Below are 23,824 nucleotides of genomic sequence, written 5' to 3'. Positions count from 1 at the left end.
GGCGCGTTAGATGACGGTACCGAGCATGAAGATGGGGAGGTACATGGCAACCAGCAGGCCACCTACCAGCACGCCGAGGATTGACATGATCATCGGCTCCAGCAGGGCGCTCAGGTTGTCCACCGCGTTGTCGACGGCCTCTTCATAGTGGTCGGCCACCTTGTCGAGCATTTCATCCAGAGAGCCTGACTCTTCACCAATTGAGACCATTTGCAGCAGCAGATTCGGGAACAGGCCGGTGGTGCGAATGGCGTTGTACAGGGTGGTACCGGTAGTAACGTCGTCCTTGATCTGGCGAATGGCCTTGGCATAAATCGCGTTGCCCGCGGCGCCAGCGGTCGATTCCAGCGCGTCGACCAGAGGCACACCCGCTGCAAATGTGGTCGACAGCGTGCGCGAGAAACGCGCAATAACCGCATCGTGGACGATGCCACCGATCACCGGGGCTTTCAGGGCCATCTTGTCGAGAAACTCGGCAAATTTGACCGAGCGGAATTTGGCTTCCTTGAACGCAAAGAATGCGGCGATACATGCAATAAGGAATATAAACCACCACTCCTGCACGAACTCTGAGATCTTCAATACGAACAGTGTGAATGCGGGCAGATCTGAACCAAAGCCGCGGAAGGTCACCGCAAACGTCGGCACCACCTTGACCAGCAGAATCACGGTTACCACGACAGCCACGGCAATCACCGCCAGTGGGTAGGTCATGGCCTTTTTAATCTTGCGTTTCAGTGCTTCGCTTTTTTCCTTATAGGTGGCGACCCGGTCAAGCATGACTTCCAGGGTGCCCGACTCTTCACCGGATGCTACGAGGCTGCAGTAAAGGTCGTCAAAGTGGCGAGGGTACTTTTCGAGGGATGGCGCCAGGCCGGTGCCGGATGCCACGTCGTTCTTGATCGCGACAATCATCTCGCGCATGGTTTCCTTGTCAGCGCCATCGGCGACAATTTCGAAACTTTGTACCAGTGGCACACCCGCCTTCATCATGGTTGCCAACTGGCGGGTGAAGGTGGCGATGTCTTCGGGTTTAATCGGCTTGCCTTTGCCACCGAAGAGCGGCTTGGGCTTTTTCTTCACAGATTTGGGCACCACGCCCTGGCGGCGCAATTGTGCCTTCGCCATGGCCTGGCTGGAGGCGCTGATTTCGCCTTTGGTATTGCGGCCATTTTTGTCGGTACCGCTCCAGATGTATAAATCGTTTCCGGTCGCTGTTGCCATTTGGTAACGCCTCGTCCCCTAGTCTTGTTATTAATCCACGGTAATCCGGTTGGCCTCTTCCAGGCTGATCAGCCCCTGGGCCACCTTGCGCAGTGCCGAAACCCTGAGCGTATTAAAGCCCTCCTGGGTGGCCTGATCTTGGATTTGCAGTGAATTCCCTTCTTCCATGATGATCCTGGCAATAGGTGGTGTAATCCTGACGACTTCATACACACCGACACGGCCCTTGTAGCCATCCTGACACAGACTGCAGCCAACCGCTTTCAAAATGGTCGCTTCGGCCAGCAGTGCTTCGGTAAAGCCCTGTTTAATGAGCACGTCGTGCGGAATATCATCCGCAGGCGCGGCGCATTCCTTGCACAGCCGCCGGGCCAGACGCTGGGCAATAATCAAATCAACAGACGTCGCCACGTTAAACGCGGGGACGCCCATATTCAGCAAACGGGTTACCGTTTCCGCGGCGCTGTTCGTGTGCAACGTCGACAGTACCAGGTGACCGGTCTGGGCGGCTTTAATCGCGATCTCGGCGGTTTCGAGGTCACGAATCTCACCCACCATGATGATGTCCGGGTCCTGGCGCAGGAAGGAGCGCAGGGCCTCGGCAAAATTCAGGCCGACCTTCGGGTTCACATGAACCTGGTTAATCCCCTCGAGGTTAATCTCCACCGGGTCTTCGGCGGTCGAGATATTGCGCTCGGCGGTGTTCAGAATGTTAAGGCCGGTGTAAAGCGAGACTGTCTTACCGGAGCCCGTGGGGCCGGTGACCAGGATCATGCCCTGCGGTTGTCCCAGGGCTTTAAGGTACATCTCGCGCTGATCGTCCTCATAACCGAGGGCATCAATACCGAGCTGAGCGCTGGTTGGGTCGAGAATACGCAGTACGATTTTCTCGCCAAACAGTGTGGGCAGGGTGTTCACACGGAAGTCGATGGCCCGATTGCGGGACAGTTTCATCTGAATACGCCCGTCCTGGGGGACCCGGCGTTCGGAAATGTCCATCTGCGACATCACCTTGAGGCGGGCCGCCAGCCTGTGTGACAGGTTGCGCGGTGGCTTGACCATCTCCCTGAGTACGCCATCGGTACGAAAACGCACGCGATAGCTGTTCTCGTAGGGCTCGAAATGAATATCCGATGCACCCTGTTTGATGGCGTCGATCAGCACCTTGTTTACAAAGCGCACGATAGGCGTTTCATCGACGTCGCTGGTTTCGTCGTCGTCACTGGATTCGCCTGTGCCTACGTCGATGCCGTCGAGGTCGCTCGCGTCCAGGTCATCCAGGCCATCGGAGAGGGTGTCCTGCATATCCACCCAGTTGGCAATCAACTTGCTCAGGGTGGCTTCCTCCAGCAACACGGCATCTGTGTTAATGCCGGTGTGGAATTTGATTTCGTCGAGTGCCGCCAGGTTGGTGGGGTCTGAGACTGCGATGAACAACCGATTGCCGCGCCGGTAGAGCGGCAGGGCGTGATGTTTGGTGACCAGTTCCACGTCCACCAGACCGGTGGGCATGGCTGCCATATCGAAACATTCGGTGTCGAACTGAGGGACACCGAACTCCTGGGATGCCACCTCGGCCAGGCGGTAACCGTCTACATTCTGTTTTTCAACCAGATATTGTACGAGGTGCATCTGTTCCATAGACGCAGTGCGCTGAGCCTCTGTGGCGGTTTCAGCCGAAATGACCCCCTCGGCCACAAGCCGACCTGCAAGGCCACTCAGTTGCCCGATGGCTTTGTCGTTCATCTGCTCATAATCCTTTTAGCAGCGTTAGTGTTTACTTATTTTTTAAGCGCAATTTTCACTCAGTATAACCACGGCGCTGGGGTGCTCCTAGCCTTGACCCGATTTAAGTCGAGAAATATTGAACGAATATGACATTGTACACAGGCGTCAGTGCGCCTGCCTGGAGCGCTAAGTCGCTATAGTGACAAAAATGGTCACATTATGGCGAGAATAGTAGGCTCGTGCGGCGACCTGCTTAACGTCGCTATTGTGTAGTGGTGGTCTTTAACTTTCTGTTTTATTTGGATTAATTTTTTTGAGGTGATCTGTTCACATGTTGGCTCAGTTTGTGCATTATCCATCAAGCACCAAGGAGTCCGTGAGCGTTTGCGGGAACTCACGGGGCCAAAAAACCACAATCTTTATCCTCTAATGGAGTAGGGAAACATGAACATCCAAAAGAAACAGCAGGGTTTTACCCTGATTGAACTGATGATCGTAATTGCGATCGTCGGCATCCTGGCTGCGATCGCACTGCCCGCGTATCAGGATTACACTATCCGTGCGCGTATGTCTGAGCCGATGGCGTACATGTCTGAGCTTAAGACCAGTGTTGCTGAGTACTATTCCGCGCTTGGAGACGTGCCCGTTGGTGATACACAGGCTGGCGTAGGCGATGCGCCTGATACTGAGATCACAACCACAGTATCTTACTACGCGCCTGACGATTCGAGCGATCCAGTAATCTATGCTGTAGTGAAGGGCTCTGTATTCCCAGATGGAGACTCTCGTGTCTTCCACCTGTCCGGTACAGTCAGCAACGCTGCGCGTGAGATTTTCTGGAAGTGCAAGCCTGGCGACCCTAGCGGTGCGACCGATGGCGCTGATACTGACTTCACCAGCGACACCAACTGGCTGCCAGCGACCTGTCGTGGCTAAACGCCTTGTGGTGTAGAGAAAACCCGGCTCAGGCCGGGTTTTTTTATGTCTGATGAATGATATCTGATATTTCTATTTGTACTTTTGCCGCTTCGGTGTGAGCATGCCCAGCAAAACTACGGGGGAGTTCACAGGAATTGATGTCGACCAGGCGTGTTACAGGGGTGCATTGGTTGCTACTGCTGGGAATCGTGGCGGTGTGCCTGATTTACAGCCGTGGCCTGGATGGCCCCTGGCTGTACGACGACATGCCCAACCTGGTGGACAATCATCAACTGGCTATCCAGGCCGATGTGGTTGATGAGTGGCGCACCGCCAGTTTCAGCTCGGGTGCCGGTGTACTGCGCAGACCACTGTCCATGCTCAGCTTTACCGCCGAGCATGCGCTGCAGGGCGAACTTCGGCCGGCAACTTCCAAGGCAGTTAATCTCGTTATTCACTCGTTCAACGGCCTGTTGGTCTATTTGCTTTGCCTGCAGTTGATGCGATCGCCGCGTATGCAGGGTGTGGCGGTGCACCGCGGTGAATGGATTGCCGCGGGGGCTGCGCTGTTGTGGCTTGTGCTGCCCCTGCATCTGTCGACGGTGCTCTACGCTGTGCAGCGCATGGCGCAAATGTCGACCCTTTTTGTGCTGCTTGGCCTGTACGTGTTTGCGCGCTATCGACACGCCTGGTCTGAGCAGGGCGGTACTCCGGGAGATGTTTTGGCCGCGGTGCTGTGGATGCTGTTGTTGTGGCTCGGCGCATCGCTCAGTAAGGAAAATGGCCTGCTGTTGCCGTGGCTGGTGGCCGTCGTGGAGTTCTGCTTTTATCGCGGGCGATGGAGGGGTAAGCGTATTGCCTGGTTTAACACCCTCGCCTGGTTTGCCCTGTTACTGCCGGCCATTGTGCTCGTGCTGATTGGTCTGGTTGGGCCTGACTGGCTGATCAATCGCTATGCCACACGGGATTTTACGCTGGGCGAGCGTATGTTTACTCAGGCACGCCTGCTATGGCAGTACCTGGGTTGGATAGTGTGGCCGGATATCGCGCACATGGGCTTACACCATGACGCAGTGCGACTTTCCACGGGTCTGCTGGCTCCCGTCACCACCCTGATATCCCTACTTGCATGGTGCATGGTCATATTGGCGGGCCTGGTACTGCGAAATCGTGCCCCTCTACTGCTGTTTGCGCTGGCTTTTTACCTGGTAGGACATGCTTCTGAGTCCACAATCTGGCCACTAATGCTGGCCTTTGAGCACCGCAGTTATCTCCCCTCGGTAGGCGTTTGCCTGTTGTTGGCTTCGCTGCTGTGCTGGCGGCCTCGCGGCGTATCTCAGGCGCGTTTTCCCTGGCCGCTGGCAGGCGCGCTGGGTATTTGTCTGGTCATGCTGAACTTCCGCGCGGCGGCCTGGAGTAACGCCGACACCCTTCATGCGGTTGATGTTCACAACCACCCAGATTCTTCACGATCGCATTACGTGTATGGCAATGCGCTACTGCGCGACTTTCAAGCGCAGCGAGCCGAGGCGACGCTGGAAAAGATCGAGCGTCGCGACAGGCTGGTGGCTATCCGCTATCACTTTGGTGAGGCGGCGCGGTTGTATCCTGAGGACGTCGCGGTGCTTGTTACGCTGTATCAGTTGGACAGCAATTATTTTGCGGCGCTCAACACGGCTCCTGACTGGCTAGCCAGACTGCGGCAAGAGATTGCCCGCCGGCCGCTTCGGCCGGCGGACGTTGGCGCACTGAAGTCGCTGATGCGCTGCCTGGCCAAGGAGAGCTGCCCTGGCGGCGAGTCACTGACGGAAGATATTCTGGCGGAACTGGAACAGGTGCATCCTGGCCGAGCGGACCGGTTTATCCTCCGTCATCTCTACCAGGAGCAGGCCGGGGTTGAGGCGGCGCGGCGCATGGCAGGCTTGCGCGACGGGCTGGTACTGTTCCCTGGCGACCAACGCCTGCAGTATCGCCTGCTAAGGGAAGCTGCGTTTGTCGGGAATGCCGGTCTCGCCTATGAGATGGGGCGTCAGATCATGCGTGGTGATCCGCATCGCTGGCAGCAGTCCACATTGCGCAAAATTTATCATGTGGCGCCTCAATGAAGATGATTGCTGCGAATAGCCGGGTGATATTGGGGCTGAGCTTCCTGCTGCTGTGCCTGTTTACCCTGTGGATATACTGGCCCGGTCAGAGCGGGCCGGCGCTACTCGATGACCGCGTGGTGTTGGGGCCGTTGTCGGAGCTTGAGCAGTCGCCGTCACTGGCCTGGGACTTCGTTTTTCGCGATACGTCGGGATTGCTGGGCCGCTCAGTATCAATGGCGACCTTTGTTGCCGAGAAAGTCCTGCTCGGCGATGACATCGCCATCTCTAAAACACTTAACATAGTCCTGCACATCGCCAACGGTGGCCTGCTGTTCTGGCTGCTCACACTCATCTTCTCGGGTGTGGGTGAACGGCGGGCTACATCGCTTGCCCTGGTCCTGACTGCCATATGGCTGCTGTCTCCATTGTTCGTCAGCTCGGTGCTATACGCCGTGCAGCGCATGGCTATGTTAAGCAGCACGTTCATGCTTGCGGCCTGTATTTGTTATGCGCTGTGGCGTCGCAGATTGGCCGCGGGCGAATACCGCGGTGGCTATCTGGTGGCGCTGGGTTTGTGCGTGGCACTGGGCCTGCTGGCCAAGGAAAATACCATTGTGGTGGTGCCGGTGATTCTTCTATTGGAGGCCTTTTGGTATCAGTTTCGGGACGAGCAGGGTCGATTGATGCCGCGCTTGCGGCTGGTGGTCTGGGGCCTGATTGTCGTCGGTGGGGTCGGCCTGCTGGTGGCTTTGGCCGTGCTGTACCAGGACCTGGCCGCGGCGTTTGCGCGGCGCGCGTATACTATGGAAGAGCGCGTTATTACCCAGCTGTCGATTCTGTGGGACTATGTGGGGCAGCTGATCTGGCCCGATGTCCTGCGCATGGGCATTTATCATGATGACTATCCTGTCTCTCATTCGTTGGCAGAGCCCACAGCGCGCTCGGCACTCATCGCCTGGCTGGCAGTATTGGCATGTGTGGCTGTGGCCAGCCGTTGGCCCTGGGGTCGCCGCTTCGCGCTGGGCCCGCTGTGGTTTCTGGCGGGGCACAGTATCGAGGCGTCGGTGTTTTCGCTGGAGCTCTATTTCGAACATCGCAATTATTTCCCTGCCATTGGGTTGCTCATATCGCTGGGAGTTCTGCTGTCAGTGTTGCTCAGGCGCTGGCCACAATTGCACAAACCGTTGCTGGCGTGGTCAGGTGTTATCTGCCTGTGGCTGGCCTTGCTGACGGCCTCACAGGTTCAGCTCTGGTCCAGCCGCCCGCTTCTCACGTTTGCTCACTACAACGGCCATCCCCGGTCCTACCGAGCGACCAGCGATATGGCGCTGTTAATGGCCAGTGCGGGTGATATGGCCCTGGCCCGCCAATACTCGCTCGAAGCGTTCAAGGCGGCACCGCACGAGCGCTCCTCGGATCTGGCGATTCGAAATCTCACGCTCTACTGTATTGTCGACCAAGCCGCGCCGGGGGAAATGATTGCCCAACTGGGTCTTGAGCATCCCCAGCGCCCGTTCCGCTCGCCGGCGAGCCTACTGTACCTGGCACGGCTGGTGCAGGAGGGTGAGTGCCCCACCTTCAACGCGATCGCACTGGCCGATCGCATGTGGCAAATTTTCGGGATGGAGAACGCCGTCGCTACTGCGCATTACTCACTTTTTTATGGCCTGGCGACACTGGAGAACACGCTGCAGCGCTATGAGCATGCCCTGTTCTATAACCAGCGATACCTGCGTCTGCGACCGGGTAATGTGGATGGACTCTTGATGCAATTGCATTTCGGTACGGCACTACAGGACGCAGAGCATCGACAAGCGGCTCTGGATGCATTGCTTCGTATGCAGGCTGACGGTACATTGAGTGTTGCTCAACGCCAGACCCTGGCGCTATATATGGAGAAATAAAGCGTGGACTTTTCCATTGTCATTCCCGCCAAGGACGAAGAGCAGGGGCTGGCCAAAACCTTGCCGCTGCTGCGGGAAAAATATCCTGAGACCGAGATTATCGTGGTGAACGATGGCTCGACCGACGGGACTTTGCAGGTGTGTGAGGCGCACGGTGTGCGCGTGGTGACCCATCCCTACCCCAAGGGCAATGGAGCGGCGATCAAGTCCGGGGCGCGCGCGGCGCGCGGTGAGCACATCGTGTTCATGGACGGTGATGGTCAGCACAATCCCGCCGATATTGAGCGTTTACTGTACAAGGTAGAGGAAGGTTACGACATGGTGGTCGGTGCCCGTGGCGGCATTGACGATCAGGCCAGTCTGGCGCGCTGGAGTGCGAACAGCCTCTACAACTGGCTGGCGAGTTGGATGGTGAATCGCCGCATTCATGATTTGACCTCGGGTTTCAGGGTGGTGAACCGCAAGAAATTCCTGAGTTTTCTGTACCTGTTGCCCAATGGCTTCAGTTATCCCACTACTTCCACCATGGCATTTTTCCGGGCCGGATACTCGGTGGGGTTTGTGCCGATTTCAGTCGCGGCGCGTCTCGGTAAGAGTCACATCAACCTGGTGCGTGACGGTGTTCGATTTTTTCTGATCATTTTCAAAATCGGCACCCTGTATTCACCGCTCAAGATATATTTTCCCACGTCGATGCTGGTGGCGGGCCTGGGGGTGATGAACTATTTGCTGGGTAGCATTTCCTCGGGAGGCTGGCGTTTCACGAACATGAGTACGCTGTTAATTCTGGCGGGAATGGTGGTGTTCTTAATGGGGCTGCTCGCGGAGCAGCTTACCAACCTGCAATACAAGGATGCGGTAGAGCACGACGACTAGTTGCGCGATGGGTCGAGTTTGCAGAGACACAAAAAAGCCGGCGCAAGCGCCGGCTTTTTTGTGTGCGGTTTGATCAGGCGCCGTACTTGGCCTTGGCTTGCTTGCGGCGGGCATGCAGCACCGGCTCGGTGTAGCCGCTGGGCTGCTCTTTGCCCAGGAATACCAGGTCGCAGGCGGCCTGGAAGGCCACGTTGTCGTCAAAGTCGGGTGCCATGTTGCGGTAGGCGGGATCGCCGGCGTTTTGCTCATCGACGATGGTGGCCATGCGCTCCAGGGTCTCGCGTACCTGCGCTTCGCTGCAGACACCGTGGCGAATCCAGTTGGCGAGATGCTGGCTGGAAATACGCAGGGTGGCGCGGTCTTCCATCAGGCCGACGTTGTTGATGTCGGGCACTTTGGAGCAGCCCACACCCTGGTCGACCCAGCGCACCACGTAACCGAGAATGCCCTGGGCATTGTTATCCAGCTCACGCTGAATGTCCTCGGCGGACAAGCCCTCGGCGCCCTTGAGGGGAATGCTGAGAATGTCATCCAGTGAGGCAATGTCCCGGGACTTGATCTCTTCCTGACGGGCAGCCACGTTGACATCGTGGTAGTGCATGGCATGCAGGGTGGCGGCGGTGGGAGAGGGCACCCAGGCGGTGCTGGCACCGGCCATCGGATGGCCCACCTTGGCGGTCATCATTTCTGCCATCATGTCAGGCATGGCCCACATGCCTTTACCGATCTGGGCTTTACCCAGCAGGCCACAGGCCAGGCCCTGGTCGACGTTCCAGTCTTCGTAGGCGTTAATCCAGGGCTCCTGCTTCATGGCGCCCTTGGGCGTCATGGCGGCGGCTTCCATGCTGGTGTGGATTTCGTCACCGGTACGATCGAGGAAGCCGGTGTTGATGAACACCAGGCGCTCACGGGCCACGCGGATACACTCCTTGAGGTTAACGGTAGTGCGGCGCTCCTCGTCCATGATGCCAACTTTGAGCGTATTGCGAGCCAGCCCCAGTGCGTCTTCAACGCGGTCGAACAGTTCGCAGGTAAAGGCGACTTCCTCGGGGCCGTGCATTTTCGGCTTTACGATGTACACGCTGCCCTCGCGGGAGTTGCGCGGCTGATCGGCGCCCTTGTTGAGGTCGTGCATGGCGATCAGGGCGGTGAACATGCCGTCCATAATGCCCTCGGGAATTTCATTGCCGCTGGCATCGAGAATCGCATCGTTAGTCATCAGGTGGCCCACGTTGCGCACGAACAGCAGGCTGCGCCCGGGCAGGGTCAGGGTCGAGCCATCCAGCGCGGTGTAGCTGCGGTCCGGGTTGAGGGTACGGGTCATGGCCTGGCCGCCCTTCTGGAAGCTGTCGGCGAGGTCGCCGCGCATCAGGCCCAGCCAGTTGGTGTAGACCACGGCCTTGTCGTCGGCATCCACCGCCGCCACGGAATCTTCGCAATCCTGAATGGTGGTGAGAGCCGATTCCAGGGCCAGGTCCTTAACGCCGGCTTTGTCGGTGGCGCCAATCGGACTGTTGGGGTCGATCTGAATTTCGATGTGCAGGCCATTGTGGCACAGCAGGATTGTGTCGGGCTGCGCTGCATCGCCGGTGTAACCGCGCAGCTGGTCGCTGTCGGCAAGGCTGACTGTGCTGCCGTCTTCCAGGGCCACCTGCAGCTCACCGCCTGAAATGGTGTAAGCGGTGGCCTGGGTGTGATCGCCCGCGGTGAGCGGGCAGTGCTTGTTGAGAAAGGCGCGGGCGTAGGCAATGACGCGCTCGCCGCGGACCGGGTTATAGCCGCCGGCGCGCTCAGCACCACCGTCTTCGGCAATCACGTCGGTGCCGTACAGGGCGTCGTACAGGCTGCCCCAGCGGGCGTTGGCGGCGTTGAGCGCATACCGTGCGTTCATGACCGGCACTACCAGCTGTGGGCCGGCGAGGGTAGCCACTTCCGGATCGACATTTTCGGTGCTGATGGCGAAGTCATCGCCTTCGGGCAGCAGGTAGCCAATCTCCTGCAGGAATGCCTTGTACGCATCGCGGTCGTAGTCGGCGCCTGGGTTGGCCTGGTGCCAGGCATCGATGTTGGCCTGCAGGTCGTCGCGCTTCGCGAGCAGTTCGCGATTTTTGGGCGCCAGGTCCGCCAGAATGGCTTCCAGGGCGGCCCAGAAGTCCGCCGGGGCAATACCAGTGCCGGGGCAATGTCATTTTCCAGCAGGGTGTGGAGTACGGGGGCGATCTGCAGCCCACCTACTTGAATGCGATTAGTCATGGCTTGTTCCTTGTAACGCTGGGGGAAGCCCGCGATGGCGGGCTCCGAATCACAGCGGGAATTCTAGGAGACAGACCAAGATTTAGCTAATTTATCGTTTTTATCACTGCCATTGTTTGGGTGAATTTAAGTTCGGGGCACCTCGGTCAGGGGGTGGGGCCTGGCCGTCCAGTTCCCTGGCGGTATCGGTAATCAATTTGCGCAGCCAGCGGTTAGCGGGATTGTGCTGCAGGAGCGGGCTCCAGGCCATTTTCAATTCCAGTGGCGGGATTTCCAGCGGTGGATCACGCAGCACCACCCGAGGGTTGTCCCGCTTCAGTTGCGCGGCGCGCGTGGGGATGGTCACAATCAGGTCATTCTGTTCTGCCAGGGTCATGGCCGCCTGGTAGTGGCGGGTGAAGACCCGGATCTGGCGCTTCTCGCCGAGTTTGTCCAGTGCGGAATCCACCCAGCCGAGGCGCTGCACATCGTCGGGATTCACACCTACACCCACGCCCATGCCAGTTTTACTTACCCAAACGTGGTCACTGCTGAGGTAGTTCTGCAGTGTGAACTCGTCGAGTAGCGGATGATTGGCATTCAATACGCAAGTGAAGGTGTCATTCCACAGGTGGATCTGGTGGAAGGACTGGGGCATGGAGTCGAAGCGGTTGATCACCATGTCGACTTTGCCGCGCTCCACATCCAGAAAGCTCACGTCCGAGGGCGTCATAATGTCCAGGGTAATGCCGGGGGCAAGTTCGCGCAGTTTGACCAGTACAGTGGGAAACAGCGTGGCCTCGGCGTAATCGCTGGCCATGATCCGGAATACCCGCTGGGCGTCGCCGGGCTCAAATTCACTGCGCGGTTGGACAGCGCGGTCTATGCTGGTCAGTACCTCGCGAACCACCGGTTCGAGTTCGAGGGCGCGTTCCGTGGGGGTCATGCCCTCGCTGGTGCGCACTAACAGCGGATCATCAAACAGCTCGCGCAGGCGACGCAGGCCATTGCTCATGGCGGGCTGGGATAAATTGAGCTGGTTGGCGGCCTGGGTGACATTGCGCTCTCGCAGCAAGGCGTCCAGGTAAACCAGCAGGTTGAGGTCGACTCGGTTGACGTTCACAGGTGCTCCGCATTCACTTGGTGAATGATGAAAATACTGGGTATTGCTTAGGCGAATTATACGCGTAACGCTAAAATTGCCAATCTCTATGGCATTGACCAAAGTCTGATCGTCGGTCGGCCTTCCCGCGTAAAAACGCGTACCCCGAAAAATACCGCCCAATACACTACGAAGTAGCAGGAGTTAGCATGGGAACTTACCGCGCCCCCGTTGAAGATATGAACTTTCTCGTCGATGAGGTGCTCGACGTTGAGGCTGTGCTTGGCAGTTTGCCAGACTTCGCTGACTACGGCCTCGGCCCCGAGCTGACCACTGCGCTGCTGGACGAAGCTGCCAAACTCGCCGGCGATGAGCTGGCGCCTTTGCGCCGGGTCGGCGACGAGCACCCGGCCACCTGCGCCGATGGTGTGGTGACCGCATCCCCGGGTTTTGAAGACGCTCTGAACAAGCTGGGCGAGGGCGGCTGGATTGGTATTTCCTCCGATGCCAACTACGGCGGCCAGGGCCTGCCCGAAATCTACAATACCGTGGGCACGGAGATGTGGAACTCCGCCAACCTGGCGCTGGGCCTGGCCCCCATGCTCTCCAGCGGTGCGGCGTTGGCGATTCACGCCCACGGCACTGAGGCGCAGAAGCAGACCTATCTGGAAAAAATGCACACCGGCCAGTGGATGGGCACCATGAACCTGACCGAATCCGGGGCCGGATCCGATCTGGGTGTCATGAAGACCCGCGCTGTGCCTGAAGGTGACCACTACCGTATCACCGGTCAAAAAATCTATATCACCTGGGGCGATCATCAGGCCACCGAGAACATTATCCACCTGGTGCTGGCGAAACTGCCCGATGCGCCCGCCGGTAGCCGCGGTATTTCCCTGTTTATTGTGCCCAAGTTCCTGGTGAACGAAGACGGGTCACTGGGTGAGCGCAATGATGTTTACCCGGTGTCCACCGAGCACAAGCTCGGCATTCACGGCAGTCCCACCTGTGTCATGGCCTTTGGCGACAACGAAGGCGCCATTGGTTACCTGCTGGGTGAGGAAAATAACGGCCTGGCGTGCATGTTCACCATGATGAACGAGGCCCGTCTGAAAGTGGGTGTACAGGGCCTGAGTGCCTCCGAAGGTGCACTGCAGAAAGCCGTAGCCTACGCTCGTGAGCGCGTTCAGGGTGGCAAGCCCATTATCGAACACGCGGATGTGAAGCGCATGCTGCTGGTTATGCGCTCGCTTACCGAGGCGATGCGCGCGCTGGCTTACGCTGAAGCCATTACCATGGACCTGGCCCATCGCGGTCCCCAGGAAGTGCGTGGCGAACAGCAGCGCCGGATTGACCTGATGATTCCGGTGATCAAGGGTTGGCTGACCGAAGTGGGTCAGGAGGTCGCCTCGCTTGGCGTGCAGGTGCATGGCGGCATGGGCTACATCGAAGAGACTGGCGCCGCGCAGTACCTGCGCGACGTGCGTATTACACCGATTTATGAGGGCACCAACGGTATTCAGGCCGCGGACCTCGTGGCTCGCAAGCTCGGTCGCGATGGCGGTGCCACCATGGAAGCTGTAGCCGCTGAGATCCGCGCGACAATCGCCCAGCTGGAGGCCAGCGACGATGTGCGCCTGGCGCCCCTGGCCGCGCCTCTGGCTGCGGCCCTGGCTGAGCAGGAACACTGTACGCAACTCGTTCTGGCGGCCCTGAAAGAAGATGCCAGTGTGGCCATGGGCGCGAGTTTTGAATACATGATGCAAACCGGCTATTTGTTCGGCGGCTGGCAAATGGCGCGTAGCGCGCTGGTTGCCGCCGGCAAGCTGGCAGCGGGCAGCGACAATCCCTTCTATGAGGCCAAGATTGCTACCGCGGCGTTCTACGCAGAGCAGATCCTGCCGCGCTGTGCCGGGCATGCAGGTGCGGTTGCGGGCGCCGCGGGCCAGCTGCAGTCATTCCCGCTGGAGTGGATCTGATATGACGGCGGTCATCTCTACGCCTGACCTGACCGACGAGCACCCCGGCGCACGCGCCATCGAGTTGCAGTTCGTCAACTTTGGTAAGGTCGCTCATTTTGGGGGTCCTGTGGTGACCATTAAGTGTCACGAGGACAACTCGCTGGTCAAGCAGGCTGTCGGTGAACCCGGCGAAGGCCGGGTGATAGTGGTCGACGGTGGTGGCTCACTGCGGCGTGCGCTGCTGGGCGATATGCTCGCTGAGCAGGCGGCACAGAATGGCTGGGCCGGGCTGGTGATTAACGGCGCAATTCGCGATGTCGATGAAATCGGCGCGACGAACCTGGGCGTTCAGGCACTGGGGACGACGCCGCTGAAGACGGAGAAGCTGGGTATGGGCCAGCGTGATGTCACTATTGCTTTTGGTGGCGTTACCATTGCGCCGGGAGAGTACATTTACGCTGACAATAACGGTGTTATTGTCAGCGCTGAACCACTGCTATAGCAACCGCATGGAAAGATCGAGCGCCTTGCAGTCTTTGGTCAGGGCGCCGATCGAGATAAAGTCCACGCCGGTCTCGGCAATCGGACGCAGGGTTGTCTCGGTGACATTGCCTGAGGCTTCCAATTCGGCCCGGCCCGCGGTTGTTGCCACGGCTGTGCGCATGTCCTCCAGACTGAAATTGTCCAGCATCACGCGATCAGCGCCTGCCTGCAGGGCCTGATTCAATTCTTCGAGGTTCTCGACCTCCACTTCCGCTGGTTTGCCCGGCGCAATTTCCCGGGCGCGCGTTACTGCTGCCGCGATACCGCCACAGGCAGCGATGTGGTTTTCCTTGATCAGGAAGGCATCGAACAGGCCAATGCGATGGTTGTGGCAGCCTCCACAGCTCACTGCATATTTCTGGGCGACGCGAAGCCCCGGAATGGTTTTGCGGGTGTCGAGCAAGCGCACACCGGTATCGGCAACCAGACTGGCGTAGCGTGCGCAGGTGGTTGCAGTGCCCGACAGCAGCTGTAAAAAGTTCAGCGCACATCGCTCGGCTGTGAGCAGTGATCTGGCGGGTCCTCCAAAGTGGAACAGAACCGTGTCCGGTTCGAGTACATCGCCATCCGCCACGCGCCAATCCAGGGACATGTCCGAGTCGACCTGGCGAAACGTTTCTTCCACCCAGGCCCGTCCACAGAGCACGCCTGCTTCACGGGTGATGACTCTCCCGGATGCGCGGCTGTCCGCCGCGATCAGGCGGGCAGTAATGTCACCGTCGCCGACGTCTTCCGCCAGGGCCGCGGTAACATTTGCCTCGATCAGCGCGGGTGCCGGAGGTAGAAGCAGTGGGTTGGACTGGGTCATGCGTGGGTGCTCTTGCTGGGGGCGCTGATTGTAACAGGGCTACCGGGCGCGAGCGAACCAAAGTGGTCGTTGAGCGCGCGAGGGAATGTGGCCTATGATGCATGCCATGGTGACTTCCCCGCACAAGTATTCAAGATGAGTCTCGTCGTCCAGGACGGTTGGCTGAAGGACGCCCGGCGCGCGCCATCGCCGAACTTTGAGGCTCGCCCCGACGGTTGTGAGCCGGAGCTGCTCGTGATTCACAACATATCGCTCCCCCCGGCGAATTCGGCGGGCACTGTATCGAAGAGTTCTTCTGCAATCGCCTCGATTGGGATGCGCATCCTTTTTTCGAGGAAATTCGGGATGTGCGCGTTTCTGCACACCTGTTAATTCGCCGTGATGGCGAGCTGATCCAGTTCGTCAGTTTTGACGATCGCGCCTGGCATGCGGGGCAGTCTCACTACGCCGGGCGCGACAACTGTAACGATTTCAGCATTGGTATTGAGCTGGAGGGCACCGATGTCGCAGCGTATACAGAGCACCAGTATCAGGCATTGCAGGCGGTTTCACTTGCGCTGTTCGCCGCCTATCCGAAAATGGCGCCAACCCGGGTAGCGGGCCATGCCGACATCGCACCCGGGCGAAAAACTGACCCCGGCGAGGCTTTCGACTGGGCGCGCTACCGGCGCACTATTGGTGTACAGGAGGTACCCGCATGACGTTTCTTGCCCTGATACTCGCACTGGTGCTGAGCCTGGTATGGCCGTATCGCCAACTGCTGCATCACGATGCCTGGTTTCGGCAACTGGGCGAGCGGCTCGCCGGCTGGGGGTTGACTGAGACCCTGGGGCTAGTGGTGCAGGTGGGCTTGCCCGTAACCATCCTCTCACTGCTCCTGGACGTATTGAGGGGCGTGCTGTTCGGGCTGCCGTGGATCGCGGCTGCGAGTGTGGTGTTTCTCTATGCGCTAGGGCGGGGTAATACCGGCCAGGCCGCCGAGCAGTATCGCTCCCAGTGTCGACGCGGGGACTTCGAAGCGGCCTGGCATACGGCGATGGAAAACGACCCGCAAAACTTCGCCGAGAGAGACAGTCCGCAGGCAGTGGGGGATGTTCACATGGCAGTGCAACGCAATCTGTTGCTGCAGAGTCTGCGTGGCTGGTTCGGTGTGCTGTTCTATTTTGTCTTGCTGGGGCCGGCGGCGGCGCTGGCTTATCGGCTGCTGGATCTGGGGTGCAGCTCCGCCCAACACCGATCCTGGATGACCATCGTCGATTGGATTCCCTCACGGCTGGCGGCGCTCTCCTTTACGGTCATGGGTAATTTTGTGGAGAGTATCGACGAGTGTTACGCCGGCTTTCGGCACCCGCGGCAGTCCGCCCGGGATCTGTTGCTGAGCGTGGGTAGGGCAGCGGTTGGTCACGACAAGAGCGCCACTCCTGAAGATGGCTTTGGCGACTATGCCGCGCGCCAAAATGAGGATCTCAGTGCCCTGGTGCAACGCGCAGCGGTCTGCTGGATAGTGGTGATTTCACTGTGGGCGCTGGCGGGCTGACGGCGGCCGATTAGCGAGCAGGATTTCCGCCAGCTGCTAAGCTTTCCTGTCATCTCCGACTGACCGGAGTAGCGACAGGAGCGAGCATGCCTGATCCCCATAGCGACGATGCCACCTTGCCCTCCCTGGACACGGCTCTGCCTGGCCTGCGCCCACGCCTGAGTCTGATCGCCACGATAGTTTTTCACCCGGACCTCACCCGGGTCGGCGAGTATGCTGTCATGCACCGCTCGCGCCTGCCTGTTGTGCTTGGTCGCGAGACGCTGGACTTTCAGCGTGAACCCTCAGGTCCCGCGCAATGTCTGGCTGAACCCTATGTCAGTCGACGGGCACTGAGTCTCGAATACAGTGCCCGTGGCTTGCATCTGCAGCGCGACCCCGGTACCAGCCGTTGTCGCGTCAATGGTGTCGAACTGGATTCGGAGATGGCACTCACGCCAGAGCAGTTGACGACCGGCGTGGCCATTTTGCTGGCCCACACGGTGGTGCTGTGGCTCGCGATTGGACACGAGCGCGAGCCTGCGGGCGCTACTCCCGGTCACGGCCTTGTGGGGGGCAGCGCCTATTCACAGGGGCTGCGACAACAGATCTCGACGGTGGCCGCGGCAGATATGGATATTCTGTTGCGCGGCGCCACCGGTACGGGCAAAGAAGTACTTGCCCGGGCAATTTATGCCGCCAGCGAGCGCAGCGGACGGCCCCTGGTGACTGTGAATATGGCCGCCATACCGGCTTCTCTGGCACCCTCAGCGCTGTTTGGCGCTAGCCGTGGCGCTTACACCGGCGCTGACAAGTCGCGCCGCGGTTACTTTCAGCAGGCGGCGGGCGGGACCCTGTTTCTTGATGAAATTGGCGATACCCCGGCCGAAATTCAGCCACAGCTATTGCGCGCCTTGCAGGAGCGGGAAATCCAACCGGTTGGCGGCGATTTGGAGAAGGTCGAGTTGCGGGTGATCTCGGCGACCGATGCGGATGTGGACAGCCGCGAGAGCGGATTCAATGCGGCCCTGCGCCATCGCCTGGCGGCCCTGGAAATTGTCTTGCGTCCGCTGCGTGAGCATCGCGAGGATCTCGGTGAGCTGCTGGGTCACTTTCTGCGCGATGCGTTTTACGGGCAGGGCCGCGCCTCATTGCTGCCGGGGCCGGACAGCACCGCTCGACAAATTGCTAGCTGGGCCAATTTTTACTATGCCTGCCTGTGCTATACCTGGCCCGGCAACATCCGCCAACTGCAGAATGCCTGCCGGCAGGTCGCCGTCGCGAGTCGCAGTTCGCTGGTGTTGCCGACGATCCTGCTGGACCTGCTTTCACGAGCGCAGGAAGCTGCCGAAGAGACCGTTACGGCCAATGCGGTGGCCGAAAAATTGCGCCACATCGCAGAGGTGAGTGACGAGGAATTCGCCCGCGCGATGCATGACCATGGCCACGAAGTGCGGCCTGTAGCACGCAGCCTCAATGTCAGTCGGCAGGCGGTGTATCGCAAAATTGCGAGTGATGCCCGCTATCGTCTTGCCGGTGAAGTTGCTCAGGATGAGCTCGAACAGGCGCTCGAGCGCTGTCGCGGTAATACCGCAGAGGTGGCGCGGCAGCTGGAAGTGTCGGCCAGTGGTCTGCGAGCGCGGCTGCGCCAGGAGCAAGTTCGGCACCCCGTGCCGTGAACACCACAGTAGGTCCTTATGAACTTGTCCGTCTGATTGCCTCCGGTGGTCAGGGGCAGGTTTATCTGGGCTATGACGCGCGGCTCTGTCGGCAGGTGGCGATAAAAATTCGCCCTCTGCCCGAGGGGCGTGCCATGCATCGCATCGTGATGCGTGAGGCACGTCTGGTCGCCAGCCTGAACGACGAGCGCATCGTCAAAATTTTCGATGTCATCGAGACGCCAACCCATCTTGCGCTGGTGATGGCCTATGTGCCAGGCACAGATCTGGAGCACTTGCTCGGGCATGTATCGCTGAGCCTGGCCAGCACCTTGAAAATCGCATGCGATGTGGCTGCGGCGCTGGCGGCCGCCAGCCAGATAGGGCTGGTGCATGGCGACATCAAGGCGTCCAATGTGTTGGTGAATGAGGCGGGTGGTATATGCCTCGCGGACTTCGGTACCGCCGCCATTCCCTCGTCCCCCGAGGCTGCACTCGCCGGCGGGAGCCTCTCTGCACTGGCGCCGGAGCATGTCCTGAGTGAACCGGTTGACTTGCGTACTGACCTGTTTGCCCTGGGCCGCTTACTCCACAGAATGCTTACCGGTGAGCACGCCTTCCCAATGACACTCCAGGCGGCGGAGCGGGCACTGGCTGCGAGTCGCTATGAACTGCCGGCGCTGACCGAGTGGGAGTCTCATTCCGGTCATCCGCCTGCGCTCGCTGCGCTGGTGCGCCGGTTGTTGCAGGCGGAGCCCGCGCGCCGCCCGCAGGATACGCATCTCGTGCGTCGCGAGCTGCGCACCCTGAGATTGGAGTGTTCGCTGCTGAGTGAGCCCGGTCTGCAGGCACAGGCTGCGCCCTATTTCCGGCCCGAGTCGGCGACCGAAGAGCCCTTGGATATACCCGATGAATTTGGCCAGATCAGTGGCCGCAGGCGCGCGGGTATGGAGCTGCGTTCACTCTGGCGTCAGCGCATGCCAGTGTCAGGTGCTGCCAGGGCTGCGCTCGCGCTGATGCTGGTCGGCGGTATGGCCGGCATCATGTGGTGGACGCGACCGGCGCAGTCCGTGATAGAGGTTGATCTTGCTGATATCGAAATATCACCGTCGGCTGTGTCTGTATTGCGGGTCACTGCCGATGATGTGCTGGGCCTGGTGAGCCGTGAGTTGGAACAGCGCCTGCCCGGTGTGCGTTTGCTCGGAGCCGCTCGGCCCAGTGTCATTTATGGTGATGGAGACCTGCCACTACCGGCGGCTGCGAAGCTGTCTGTGCAGTTGCGTTGTGGCGACGATTTCTGCCTGTTGGCCATGCAGCGTGGTTTGCTGCCAGGCGAGCACCGAGTCCAGCGACTGCTGGTCGCCGACGCTGCACCTGAACGTTGGTCGGACGAAATCCGCCAGATGGTCGTGACGGTTTACCCTGCTGAGTAGAAGCACACTGATGCCGCCAGTAGATACTGGGCAGCGAAGTACAGCGGCGTGCCCCACAGCTGGTTAATCCGTGAAGAGCTGATGAACTGGCGCCGCGCCACAGCCAGATCGGAGAGGGCGAAACCCCAGGCCCCGAGGATAATAAGCCCGGCACCGGCGAGGCCCAGCGTTCCCCCCGCCGCAACTAACATGACCGCAATAACACCGATATATGCGGGTACGGCATGCCGCATCGGGCCTTCAAGGTGCGGGCAGAGCCAGCGCAGTGTTATGGCTACCAAAATGATGGTGGGGGACAGCGACAACAGCACACCATAAGTGTTAATGGGGAGCTGCAAAAACGCTGCCACATACGCCAGATGTCCGCAGAGAAAAGCCACCAGTCCGGTGAGAAACGCGCCTTCGGATTCGAACATCAGTGTGATGTCGCCCAGCATACACAGTATCAGCCCAGCGAGCATAACAAGGCCGTAATTCGATGCCGTGGCCCCCAGGCTCAGTGCCAGCCATATGAAGCACGCGGCAGCCAGGGGCTTGAGCAGGTAGCGACCGGGACGCCAGCCACCAAAGTCCGCGGTCACCAGTGCGATGGTTGCCGCCCCGCCTGTGAGGAGTGGCAATTTCGCAAGTTCCCAGAAAAATTCAGGCATTGCGGATCTGCTCCAGTAAGTCGCGATTGGCGGGCACCTCAATATCTAACTGCTCCGCGCGGTTAACAAGGTGGCCGGTGATAAATTCTATCTCAGTGCTGCGGCCGGCCAGTGTGTCTTGCAGCATGGATGAACGATTGGCCGCTGTGCGCTGGATGACGTCAAAGGCGTCTCCTTTGATGGAGTGGGCAATGTCATCAAAGCCCGCAGCGCGCGAGACGTCCGCGATTTCTTTACAGAGCTCGGTGACCTGCCGCGCAAAGACCGGATTATTGGCCAGTTCGCCGTTGTGGCAGCGGTGTCGCGCCGTCAGGGGGTTGATGGCGCAGTTGATCGCCAGCTTGTGCCAGAGTGCGGCGTGAATGGTGTTCGTCCAGCGACATTCGAGCTTGAGCGCCTGCCAGTCGTCGAACCAGTCAGGCGTACTCGCCCGTCCGGCAAATGCGCCCAGCAGCGTCTGGCCGCGGCCCGCATGACAAATGTGCCAGGGGGCACGGCGAAATGCTCCTTCAGTGGTCGTTCCGCAGTACAGGTTGGCCCCGGGGACCAGACTGGCCACATCCTCCGCGTAGCCCAGCCCGTTGGCGAGGAGCACGATAGTGGCGTCCGCGGTCAGGCGGTGGCGGACTGAGTTGACCGAGCTGACTACGTCATAAGCCTTGGTGGTGACCAGCAAGTGGTCGATGGGGCTGACGTCGGGTGCGTTTGTGGAGGACAGGGAGCGTGTGTGGGTCTGGCCATTCCGCTCCATCTGCAACGGGGGCGCTGAGGGTGTATTGGCGCGCAGCACCAGTGTGGTGGGCGCGCCGCTGCTTGCCAGCGCGTCCGCAAACAGGCAGCCAATGGCTCCCGCGCCCAGTATATGCCAGCCTTTGGCCATAGGTATCTCTTGTCCGGTTGAGCGCGTCACTATGCCACTGTTCGGCCGCCAGGCCCAATCCGCGACGATTGCAACGGCGCTATCGGGGGCATAAACTAGGCTCATATAACAATCGGTCCGGCCCGATGTCGAGGTCAGGGCAGCGTGGGTGGTACATGGTAGATTCCGACGGCATCGGCCGTTTACAGCGCGAGGAAATCCAGGGCGCGCCCCCGGCGACCTCGCGCGCCGAACTGCGTGAAAGGCGCCTGACCGAGAGCGTTCAGCTCAACCGTTATCTCTATCTGCAATGCCAGCAGTTCGAGCACATGCTGCTCGACAGCCAGGACCTTACCTCCCTCCTGGAAATCCTGATATTCAATCTGCCGCGTCACTTTTCCTATCGTGTGGCCGAGTTGTGGTTGCTGGATCAGGATGGCGAACTCGGCGAGCTTATTGGTGGGGGAGAGCGGTTCGGGCACTATCTGCAGGTCCATAACGACGCGTTCGTCCTGCAAGAGCTCTATGAGCTGGAGCCGGATATTGAGCTTATCGACGCTACCGATTCGCGCATGTTCGAGGTGCTTAAATCCGAACATGGCATCGACTACGCGCTGATGCTGCCGCTGATGGAATCAGGGCGCCTGGTGGGCAGCCTGCACCTGGGGATTCAGGAGGAAGGGCTGAGTTTCGGGGATGCCGAGGAGGATCTTATTGCCCATCTGGCGGCCATCGTGTCCCGAAGCTACCTCGCTGCGGTGCAGCGCCAGCAGATCGATAATCTGGTGCGCCTCGATCCCCTGACCCGAGTGGCCAATAAAACCGGCTTTGAACAGGATCTGGCCCGGGAGATTTCCCGGGCGCGGCGCAACAACCAGCCGATTACCATTTTGCTCATGGAGGTGGATGAATACGCCGAACTGCATGATCACTATGGCGAGGAGCGCAGCCAGTTTGTGCTCAAACGTGTGGCCCAGCGGGTGGCGTCCGATCTGCGTTTGACAGATCTGATGGCGCGGCTCGAGCAGTCCCGGCTGGCGGTGCTGTTAACCGGTTGCGGCGAGACACTGGGGCAGGATATCGCCGAGCGCATGCGTGAAGATATCGAGGATTTTGCCATTGACGATGGCCGTGGCGCGGTGCTGCAGGTGACGCTGAGTATCGGGCTGGTGTCCTGGGAGCCCCAGCACTATCCGGCGGTTGATATGCAGCAGTTGGCCCGGCAGATTGAGTCGGTTGCCGACAAGGCGCTCGAGGCTTCCCGGGCCAAAGGTGGCAACGCGACCACTATTTCCCGGCTCACCACCCTCATCGTCTGAGTTCTGCCGTGGTATTTTCCGCCATGGCCTGGCTGAGTCGTTCCTCGCTTCCCCATATGGATACCCCGTAGATCATGACGCCTGAGCGGATTGCAAGGCTGCGGGGGGTGCTGGACCGTCGTCAGCCCGACCTGACCGTGGTCACCGACTTTGTCCACAAGCAGCGAAATTTATCTGCCATCGTGCGCAATTGTGATGCCGCGGGTGTTGCCCGCATGCACGCGGTGATTGGCGATGAGGACTACACCGCCTTTCGCGGTACGTCCATGGGTTCCCACAGTTGGGTTGAGGTGGTCAGGTACAGCTGTGCCGAAGACGCCCTGACGAAACTTCGCAGCGAGGGGTACCAGGTGGTCGCTGCCCACCTGGAGGATGATGCGGTAGATTACCGTGATGTTGATTACACCGTGCCTACGGCACTGGTCATGGGCGCCGAACGGCGCGGCCTGAGTGCGAGTGCTGCGAACTATGTGGATCGGTGCATTACGATACGCATGGTTGGCATGGTGGAGTCGTTCAATGTCTCAGTGGCGGCGGGGATTATCCTGGCCGAGGCGCAGCGCCAGCGACAAATCGCCGGGCTCTATGATTCGCCCCGGCTCGACCCTGCGACGTACGATAAGATATATTTCGAGTGGGGGCATGCGGCAGTAGCACAATTCTGTCGCGAACGGGGCCTGGCCTATCCGCCACTGAACGCCGAGGGGGAGATCGACAACCCCTCTGACTGGTATGCAAGCGTGCGCCGCGGTGATGCGCCACGCTCTGGAGCAAACAATGGATAATTTACTCATCCTGCTGGCGGCCATTTTCGGTGGTATTGCCCTGATTTCGTTCGTGCTGGAGCGGGTCGCCAAGCCCATGGAGCCGGAGCAGGCACAAAAAATCAGCCGCTGGATTTATCCCTTGGTGGGTTTGTCTCTGGTGCTGGCCATCGGCCGGTATTTTTTGCAGGGCTAATCTTCTCGCATTCACTGCAATACCGCGGTTTTATCTTTAGCCTGCG

18 protein-coding genes and 2 pseudogenes are annotated in these 23,824 nt (G+C 59.6%); 13 read left to right on the top strand and 7 right to left on the bottom strand.

Going from position 1 to position 23,824, the window contains the following annotated elements; all coding sequences use genetic code 11:
- Positions 1 to 6: 6 nt before the first annotated feature.
- Together BST95_RS17440 and pilB are read right to left on the bottom strand one after the other, a co-directional pair.
- On the bottom strand, positions 7 to 1,224 hold the full coding sequence (locus BST95_RS17440; RefSeq protein WP_084200730.1) for a type II secretion system F family protein: 1,218 nt from the start codon (positions 1,222 to 1,224) through the stop codon (positions 7 to 9).
- Positions 1,225 to 1,254: 30 nt separating this feature from the next.
- Positions 1,255 to 2,970, bottom strand: a complete 1,716-nt coding sequence (gene pilB, locus BST95_RS17435; protein ID WP_084200729.1) for a type IV-A pilus assembly ATPase PilB — start codon at positions 2,968 to 2,970, stop codon at positions 1,255 to 1,257.
- A 426-nt stretch (positions 2,971 to 3,396) separates the two neighbouring features.
- On the opposite strand from pilB, the gene BST95_RS17430 reads away from it, so the two are divergent.
- The 4 genes from BST95_RS17430 to BST95_RS17415 all read left to right on the top strand — a co-directional run bounded on the left by BST95_RS17430 (position 3,397) and on the right by BST95_RS17415 (position 8,737).
- Positions 3,397 to 3,888, top strand: a complete 492-nt coding sequence (locus BST95_RS17430) for a pilin (RefSeq protein ID WP_157114514.1) — start codon at positions 3,397 to 3,399, stop codon at positions 3,886 to 3,888.
- 164 nt (positions 3,889 to 4,052) lie between these two features.
- Positions 4,053 to 5,975, top strand: coding sequence for a hypothetical protein (locus tag BST95_RS17425; protein WP_157114513.1), 1,923 nt, complete (start codon positions 4,053 to 4,055; stop codon positions 5,973 to 5,975).
- A complete protein-coding gene (locus tag BST95_RS17420) occupies positions 5,972 to 7,861 on the top strand; it encodes a hypothetical protein (protein WP_084200727.1) in 1,890 nt (629 codons plus the stop codon). The genes BST95_RS17425 and BST95_RS17420 overlap by 4 nt, the downstream gene beginning before the upstream one ends.
- 3 nt (positions 7,862 to 7,864) lie before the next feature.
- Entirely contained in the window at positions 7,865 to 8,737 is an 873-nt protein-coding gene (locus BST95_RS17415; protein WP_084200726.1) for a glycosyltransferase family 2 protein, read from the top strand.
- 73 nt (positions 8,738 to 8,810) lie between these two features.
- On the opposite strand, the pseudogene BST95_RS17410 reads toward BST95_RS17415, so the two are convergent.
- Positions 8,811 to 10,990: pseudogene (locus BST95_RS17410) on the bottom strand (malate synthase G).
- A 103-nt stretch (positions 10,991 to 11,093) separates the two neighbouring features.
- Positions 11,094 to 12,092 (bottom strand): LysR family transcriptional regulator, encoded by a 999-nt coding sequence (locus BST95_RS17405; RefSeq protein ID WP_084200725.1) that lies wholly within the window; start codon positions 12,090 to 12,092, stop codon positions 11,094 to 11,096.
- Between the two features lie 188 nt (positions 12,093 to 12,280).
- Here BST95_RS17405 and BST95_RS17400 point away from each other — a divergent pair, with 188 nt between their 5' ends.
- Both BST95_RS17400 and rraA read left to right on the top strand, forming a co-directional pair.
- On the top strand, positions 12,281 to 14,050 hold the full coding sequence (locus BST95_RS17400) for an acyl-CoA dehydrogenase (RefSeq protein ID WP_084200724.1): 1,770 nt from the start codon (positions 12,281 to 12,283) through the stop codon (positions 14,048 to 14,050).
- A gap of 1 nt (position 14,051) precedes the next feature.
- Positions 14,052 to 14,534, top strand: coding sequence for a ribonuclease E activity regulator RraA (rraA, locus tag BST95_RS17395; RefSeq protein ID WP_066050423.1), 483 nt, complete (start codon positions 14,052 to 14,054; stop codon positions 14,532 to 14,534).
- Here rraA and nadC read toward each other — a convergent pair.
- On the bottom strand, positions 14,529 to 15,383 hold the full coding sequence (nadC, locus tag BST95_RS17390; protein WP_084200723.1) for a carboxylating nicotinate-nucleotide diphosphorylase: 855 nt from the start codon (positions 15,381 to 15,383) through the stop codon (positions 14,529 to 14,531). The genes rraA and nadC overlap by 6 nt on opposite strands.
- A gap of 135 nt (positions 15,384 to 15,518) precedes the next feature.
- Between nadC and ampD the strand changes: the two are divergent.
- The 4 genes and pseudogenes from ampD (at position 15,519) to BST95_RS17370 (ending at position 19,990) form a co-directional block, all read left to right on the top strand.
- Positions 15,519 to 16,084: pseudogene (ampD, locus tag BST95_RS17385) on the top strand (1,6-anhydro-N-acetylmuramyl-L-alanine amidase AmpD).
- Positions 16,081 to 16,920 (top strand): regulatory signaling modulator protein AmpE, encoded by an 840-nt coding sequence (gene ampE, locus BST95_RS17380; RefSeq protein WP_084200722.1) that lies wholly within the window; start codon positions 16,081 to 16,083, stop codon positions 16,918 to 16,920. Before ampD ends, ampE begins: the two are co-directional and overlap by 4 nt.
- Positions 16,921 to 17,006: 86 nt before the next feature.
- On the top strand, positions 17,007 to 18,578 hold the full coding sequence (locus BST95_RS17375; protein ID WP_084200721.1) for a sigma 54-interacting transcriptional regulator: 1,572 nt from the start codon (positions 17,007 to 17,009) through the stop codon (positions 18,576 to 18,578).
- Positions 18,575 to 19,990, top strand: a complete 1,416-nt coding sequence (locus BST95_RS17370; protein ID WP_084200720.1) for a serine/threonine-protein kinase — start codon at positions 18,575 to 18,577, stop codon at positions 19,988 to 19,990. The genes BST95_RS17375 and BST95_RS17370 overlap by 4 nt, the downstream gene beginning before the upstream one ends.
- Here the strand turns inward: BST95_RS17370 and BST95_RS17365 are convergent.
- Entirely contained in the window at positions 19,975 to 20,640 is a 666-nt protein-coding gene (locus tag BST95_RS17365; protein ID WP_084200719.1) for a lysoplasmalogenase, read from the bottom strand. The genes BST95_RS17370 and BST95_RS17365 overlap by 16 nt on opposite strands.
- Positions 20,633 to 21,520 (bottom strand): 2-dehydropantoate 2-reductase, encoded by an 888-nt coding sequence (locus tag BST95_RS17360; protein WP_169843989.1) that lies wholly within the window; start codon positions 21,518 to 21,520, stop codon positions 20,633 to 20,635. The genes BST95_RS17365 and BST95_RS17360 overlap by 8 nt, the downstream gene beginning before the upstream one ends.
- Before the next feature lie 155 nt (positions 21,521 to 21,675).
- On the opposite strand from BST95_RS17360, the gene BST95_RS17355 reads away from it, so the two are divergent.
- The 3 genes from BST95_RS17355 to BST95_RS17345 all read left to right on the top strand — a co-directional run bounded on the left by BST95_RS17355 (position 21,676) and on the right by BST95_RS17345 (position 23,778).
- Positions 21,676 to 22,818, top strand: a complete 1,143-nt coding sequence (locus BST95_RS17355) for a GGDEF domain-containing protein (RefSeq protein WP_169843988.1) — start codon at positions 21,676 to 21,678, stop codon at positions 22,816 to 22,818.
- A 74-nt stretch (positions 22,819 to 22,892) separates the two neighbouring features.
- Positions 22,893 to 23,603, top strand: coding sequence for a tRNA (guanosine(18)-2'-O)-methyltransferase TrmH (gene trmH, locus BST95_RS17350; RefSeq protein ID WP_084200716.1), 711 nt, complete (start codon positions 22,893 to 22,895; stop codon positions 23,601 to 23,603).
- A complete protein-coding gene (locus BST95_RS17345) occupies positions 23,596 to 23,778 on the top strand; it encodes a hypothetical protein (protein ID WP_084200715.1) in 183 nt (60 codons plus the stop codon). Before trmH ends, BST95_RS17345 begins: the two co-directional genes overlap by 8 nt.
- The last annotated feature ends 46 nt before the right edge of the window (positions 23,779 to 23,824 follow it).

The organism is Halioglobus japonicus (assembly GCF_001983995.1).
Lineage (GTDB): Bacteria > Pseudomonadota > Gammaproteobacteria > Pseudomonadales > Halieaceae > Halioglobus > Halioglobus japonicus.
This window is presented reverse-complemented; position numbering and strand designations above follow the sequence as displayed.

What these genes read in the sequence shown, in the direction of transcription:
- pilB (WP_084200729.1), bottom strand. Translation starts at nt 2,970, where the DNA reads ATGAACGACAAAGCCATCGGGCAACTGAGTGGCCTTGCAGGTCGGCTT.
- BST95_RS17360 (WP_169843989.1), bottom strand. Translation starts at nt 21,520, where the DNA reads ATGGCCAAAGGCTGGCATATACTGGGCGCGGGAGCCATTGGCTGCCTG.
- BST95_RS17375 (WP_084200721.1), top strand. Translation starts at nt 17,007, where the DNA reads ATGCCTGATCCCCATAGCGACGATGCCACCTTGCCCTCCCTGGACACG.
- BST95_RS17440 (WP_084200730.1), bottom strand. Translation starts at nt 1,224, where the DNA reads ATGGCAACAGCGACCGGAAACGATTTATACATCTGGAGCGGTACCGAC.
- BST95_RS17355 (WP_169843988.1), top strand. Translation starts at nt 21,676, where the DNA reads ATGGTAGATTCCGACGGCATCGGCCGTTTACAGCGCGAGGAAATCCAG.
- ampE (WP_084200722.1), top strand. Translation starts at nt 16,081, where the DNA reads ATGACGTTTCTTGCCCTGATACTCGCACTGGTGCTGAGCCTGGTATGG.
- BST95_RS17365 (WP_084200719.1), bottom strand. Translation starts at nt 20,640, where the DNA reads ATGCCTGAATTTTTCTGGGAACTTGCGAAATTGCCACTCCTCACAGGC.
- BST95_RS17430 (WP_157114514.1), top strand. Translation starts at nt 3,397, where the DNA reads ATGAACATCCAAAAGAAACAGCAGGGTTTTACCCTGATTGAACTGATG.
- rraA (WP_066050423.1), top strand. Translation starts at nt 14,052, where the DNA reads ATGACGGCGGTCATCTCTACGCCTGACCTGACCGACGAGCACCCCGGC.
- BST95_RS17345 (WP_084200715.1), top strand. Translation starts at nt 23,596, where the DNA reads ATGGATAATTTACTCATCCTGCTGGCGGCCATTTTCGGTGGTATTGCC.
- trmH (WP_084200716.1), top strand. Translation starts at nt 22,893, where the DNA reads ATGACGCCTGAGCGGATTGCAAGGCTGCGGGGGGTGCTGGACCGTCGT.
- nadC (WP_084200723.1), bottom strand. Translation starts at nt 15,383, where the DNA reads ATGACCCAGTCCAACCCACTGCTTCTACCTCCGGCACCCGCGCTGATC.
- BST95_RS17400 (WP_084200724.1), top strand. Translation starts at nt 12,281, where the DNA reads ATGGGAACTTACCGCGCCCCCGTTGAAGATATGAACTTTCTCGTCGAT.
- BST95_RS17420 (WP_084200727.1), top strand. Translation starts at nt 5,972, where the DNA reads ATGAAGATGATTGCTGCGAATAGCCGGGTGATATTGGGGCTGAGCTTC.